3 protein-coding genes and 1 pseudogene are annotated in these 5,120 nt (G+C 61.0%); 2 read left to right on the top strand and 2 right to left on the bottom strand.

Annotation, left to right across the window (positions count from 1 at the left end; genetic code table 11):
- Positions 1-382, bottom strand: a pseudogene (locus tag VGH68_RS03850) (hypothetical protein); the annotation flags it as partial.
- Between the two features lie 502 nt (positions 383-884).
- On the opposite strand from VGH68_RS03850, the gene VGH68_RS03855 reads away from it, so the two are divergent.
- A complete protein-coding gene (locus VGH68_RS03855) occupies positions 885-2,603 on the top strand; it encodes an alpha-amylase family glycosyl hydrolase (protein ID WP_331602178.1) in 1,719 nt (572 codons plus the stop codon).
- A 177-nt stretch (positions 2,604-2,780) separates the two neighbouring features.
- A complete protein-coding gene (locus VGH68_RS03860; protein ID WP_331602179.1) occupies positions 2,781-4,310 on the top strand; it encodes a D-alanyl-D-alanine carboxypeptidase/D-alanyl-D-alanine-endopeptidase in 1,530 nt (509 codons plus the stop codon).
- 50 nt (positions 4,311-4,360) lie between these two features.
- On the opposite strand, the gene VGH68_RS03865 is transcribed toward VGH68_RS03860, so the two are convergent.
- The coding region (locus tag VGH68_RS03865; protein WP_331602180.1) for a D-alanyl-D-alanine carboxypeptidase at positions 4,361-5,120 on the bottom strand (760 nt) is incomplete at its 5' end.

Raw genomic sequence — 5,120 nt, forward strand, 5'->3', positions numbered from 1 at the left:
CGCGGGGCATGAACAGTGCCGGCCGCTTCCACCATGCCGGCGTCACCCCTTCGTGACGCGACGTGGCGACCGGCACATCCGGTTCGTCAGCCACATATTGGTAAAAGCGATCGCGCTCGATGGTCATATCGACGAAGTGCCATTCGACGCGGCTCGTTTTGGCGCTGGGTCGCGTCTCCCATCGGCCATACGCAAAGAACGTCTCGCGAACCCATAGGCGGTCGCCGGCAAAGCCGTAGGGGCTCAGTTTGTTATCGGGGAGCGCTACATATTCGGCTGTGAAGTTATCTGGCTGCAAAAGCGCCAGAGCGAGGCCTTTCACGACGCGACGCGTCTGCGTCTTGCGCCCCTCGAGCAGCGCGCGCACCATCGTGCCGCTCATAAGGATTTGACGTTCTGTCATCGTCAACCTCGTGGAAACTCATCGTGCGTGTGGCCCTCGAGCAGGCGGGCGGCGGCTTTGTTGTCGCGCTTCCACGCGCGAACAAGATCCGCACCGTCCTGGGTCAGGCAAAACGCGCCGTTTTCCGCCCTATCGCTTGCATGCTCTGCACTGTCGAGCACTTCCCGAGATGCTGTCTACTACACGGGTGCCGCGGGTCGGGACAATGCTATGTGGGCTGGTCTTGTGGCGCACACACCGGTTGACGGCCCGTGCAAACGCGACAACCGCTCTGGCAGGCGAAATCGCCTCATCCGGTTAGCCATGCTGAACCAGTTAATCTAGTTAAGGCGATCAGCGTGCTTTGCGAAAGTTAAGGCCTCCACTTAGCGCCCTCACTAGTCACCCCAAAAAACGCCGACCTTGCCCGCCGCAACGACGCACTACTGGCAAACACGAGGCTGACCGGCAGACGAATCGGTCGTACACTTCGGACAGCTCGATGAGGGGTGAGGTCGAAATGCGATATACGTGCGTTCGTTTAAGATCGGCCATCCTCGCAGCGATCATAAGCTGCTGCATTACGGCATGCGGGTCTTCCGACAACTCCGATCAGCTGACTCTCCAGGTACCGTCGCCGGAGTGGCAGGATCAGATTATCTATTTCATTCTGACGGATCGCTTCAATGACGGCGATCCGACCAACGACAATCAGGGCGCGGGCGAGTTCGACCCGACAAATAACGCCAAGTATAGCGGCGGCGACATTCGCGGCATCCAACAGAAGATCGCCTATATCCACGGTTTGGGGGCGACGGCGGTCTGGCTGACGCCGCCGGTCGCGAACCAGTGGTGGGACCCGCTCGTGAACTACGGCGGGTATCACGGCTACTGGGCTTCGAACTTTGAGCAGGTCGACAAGCACATGGGTTCGCTCGACGACTATCGGCAATTGTCGAGCGCCCTGCACAAGTCCCAAATGTATCTGATACAGGACATTGTCGTGAATCATACGGGCGACTTCTTCTTTTATGACGGCGCATGGAACGCGAACAATCCTGCGCTCGGCTGGTCGCGCAATACCGCATCAGTTCCGGTGACCGCGCCGACGCAAGCGCCCTTCAATATGGACGACCCAACCGATCCCGCGCAGCGCGCGGCGGGCATCTACCATTGGACACCCGACATTAGCGACTTCGGCAATGCGGACCAGTTGTTCAACTATCAGCTCTACGGGCTCGATGATCTGAACACAGAGAACCCGGTCGTGCGCGAAGCCCTCAGAAGCAGCTATGGATACTGGATCTCCACGGTCGGTGTCGATGCTTTTCGCATCGACACCGCTTTTTATGTGCCCCAGGCTTTCTTCAGCGATTTCATGTACGCGAACGATCCCGCAGCGCCCGGTATCCGGCAAGTAGCACTTTCCAATGGCAAAGCTAGCTTTCTCGCGTTCGGCGAGGGTTTCGTCACAGACGCCCCCTATCAGAACGCGAGTTCGGTGAAGATCGAGTCGTATATGGTGGATCCAGGTGGCGCCGACGTTCTGCCCGCGATGCTCAACTATCCGCTGTATGGCACGCTGTGGGATGTCCTGACTCAACAGCATCCCACGGCTGAGCTAGGCTATCGGATCCAGGACATGATGGAGGTGTTCAGGCGTCCCTATCTGATGCCGACGTTTCTTGACAACCACGACGTCGACCGCTTCCTCGCGCATGGAACGATGGCCGGGTTGCAGCAAGGGCTGCTACTGATAATGACGTTGCCGGGCATACCGGTAATCTATTACGGAACTGAGCAGGCTTTCACCGAGCAAAGAGGCGCGATGTTCGCAAACGGCTATGCGTCGGGAGGCCGGGACCACTTCGACACAGCGGCGCCGCTCTATCAGTTCATCGCGCAGATGGCCAGCTTGCGCAAGGACAACAAGGTTTTCTCGCGCGGCACGCCGGCAATTCTCGACCAGGACAGCGCGGGGCCAGGGGCTTTCGCCTACAAGATGTCTTATCAGTCGACGGTTGCCATCGTCGCCGTTAATACGTCGGACACTGCGACGGTGACCAGAACTTTCGCCACTGGATTGCCTCACGGTACGGCGCTCAAAAGCTCTGCCTCGGTCGGCGCATCGTCTCCGCTTTCGCTCGTGGTCGGCGCAGATCAAACAGTGACGATTGCGATGCCGCCACGCTCTGCGTTCGTGTGGCTGACGGCCAAATAAAGCGACTAAGCATACCTTGCACTCCGGTTCACTGAAACCTATGCTGAGAGATCTCCTACTCAGGCAGGAACACCCATGCGCGCACAGTCGCGGTCGGTTTTCGCAGTACTAGTATCGTGTTCGCTAATCGTCGGGTGCGGCAGCGACATATCGGCCACCGATCCCTATGCGCAAGTGATGAACAAGCCGCGCTACATCAGCGCGCAATCACAGTGGTCGATGATTGTGATGGATGCGGGAACAGGTCAGATTCTCTACTCGCTGAATCCCGACACGATGATTTTCACCGCTTCGGTTCGCAAGCTCTACTCTGTCGCCACCGCTTTGGGCGTGATCGGCGCGGACCATCGCTTCCAGACGCCCGTTTATCGCAACGGCACGGTCGACACGACCGGCAAGCTGACCGGCGACCTGATCATCCAGGCCTCCGGCGATCTAACCTTCGGCGGCCGCCAGAAGCCGGACGGCACGGTCGACTTCACCGACTACGATCATAACGACGCACGGGGTTTCCAAGGGGCGATCCTGACGCCCGAAGATCCGCTCACCGCGATGAATGCGCTTGCCGCTCAGGTGCGTGCCTCCGGCATTACGTCGGTGAATGGCGACGTGATCGTCGACGACCGCCTGTTCGATTCGTTTCGCGTGCCAAACGGCAATGTGCTGATCTCGCCGATGCTCGTCAACGAGAACGTGATCGACATGACGCTGAGCCCGGGAGTGGGCGTCGGCCAGCCGGCGGTCCTCGACTGGCGACCCCGCACCAGCGCGATGACGTTCCAGGGCACGGCCGTCGCGACCGCCGCCGGTACCGATCCCGACATCGTCGTGTCCGGCGACGCCTTCAACGAAGCCCCGCTCAGTTGCATCGCGACACCCGGCTGCAAGGCGACAGTCTCGGGCGAAGCCGGCCTCGACACGCCGGCGACGATTCCGCTCGCGTACAGATCGGCGCTGATCGGCAACGACATCTATGTGAGCAACGTGCGCGTCGACGATCCGCCGTCGTTCGCGCGCACCGCGTTCATCGATGCGCTCGCGCGTGCTGGCGTGGCCGTAAGCGCACCCGCGGTGCAAGCGAATGCGTCGGCGTCATTGCCCTCTTCGCCTGGCAATATGAGTGCGAACCAGGTCGCGAGCTTCACGTCACCGCCCTATTCGGAGTTCGCGAAACTCATCCTCAAAGTCAGCCTGAACACCGGTGCGAACCTCAGCCTGATGTACCAGGGCGTCGCGCAAGGCGGACGCACCGTCCACGATGCACTCGCCACCGAACGTAAATATCTGACCGGCACACTCGGCCTCGACGGCGGGAGCTTCGATTTTCCGACCAACGGTAGCGGCACGCCCGACAGCCGCGCGACCGCGCGCACCACCGCAACGCTACTCGCGACGATGAGCCGCGGCGCGAACGCCACCGTGTATCGCAATGCACTGTCGATTCTCGGCACCGACGGTTCGCTCGCCGCAGTGGGCAAAACCGTTGTCGGCAAGGAGAACATCCTGGTCAAGAGCGGCGCGACGATCGACGCAAGCGGACAGCTGGTCGCAATCAACATGGCGGGCTACATCAGCGCGAAGAGCGGGCGCCAGCTTGCCTATGCGCTCTTCGTCAACCACGCTGGCCCGGCCAGCTCGGCCGCCGCCGCGCTCGACGTGTTCAACGACGAAGCCGACATTCTCGGCATCGTCTACTCGCAATATTGAGGCGCCCGGTTTTCGGGCCGGCGCGCCACTGACTCACGGCGCGCCGAACGTCATTGCAGTTTCCACAACGTCGCTGCGATCGTCCCCTCGTCGTTGAACACCCGCACCACATCGGCAATGCCACCGGGAACCGGCACGTTGTTCACGGTCAGGAAGAACACGAGCCGCCGCCCGCTCTTTGCGGTGATGTAGCCGGCCAGCGCCTGCCCTCTGAGCAACCCCGTTCCGGGTATAGCTGGATTTTCAACGACGTAGGTTCCGGTCTTAGCCTGCACCTGGCCTTTCGCGCCAGCAAGCGTGGGATCGGACTCGAAGGCGGTGACCGTCGTCAGCGAACCATCGACGCCAAGCGACGGCATCGAATCTTCATACGCGGCAAAGTCGGGTTTCGATACCATCCCGCGCATCATCGAGATCACAGCTTTGGCATTGGCAGTGGTTTCGCCGCCGCCGCTGCCGTCAACGAAGTGATATTGGCTCGGCGAGATCGCGAACGTCGATTGCAATTCGGTTTGCTCGGCCGCAAGGGCGGCCTCCATCGTGGTCGAATTGTTTTTTGCCAGACCCCACATCAGCAGCGTCGTGTCGGCACCGAGGTTGTAGCTGACCTTGTTGACGAACCGGATGTCCTGCGCGTACGGTGCGGCCGTCAATTGCGCGACCAGTTGCGCGTTCGAGTACGAGCCCTTCGCCGGCAGCGACGCGGCGGCATTGACGCCGACCGGCACGGCCGTCACCGTGACGCCTGCGCGCGTCAGCGCTTCAATGAACACGGTGCGCGCGTAGCTCGACGGCGCCGTGATGCGGAAC

This window comes from Paraburkholderia sp., from assembly GCF_036488505.1.
Lineage (GTDB): Bacteria > Pseudomonadota > Gammaproteobacteria > Burkholderiales > Burkholderiaceae > Paraburkholderia.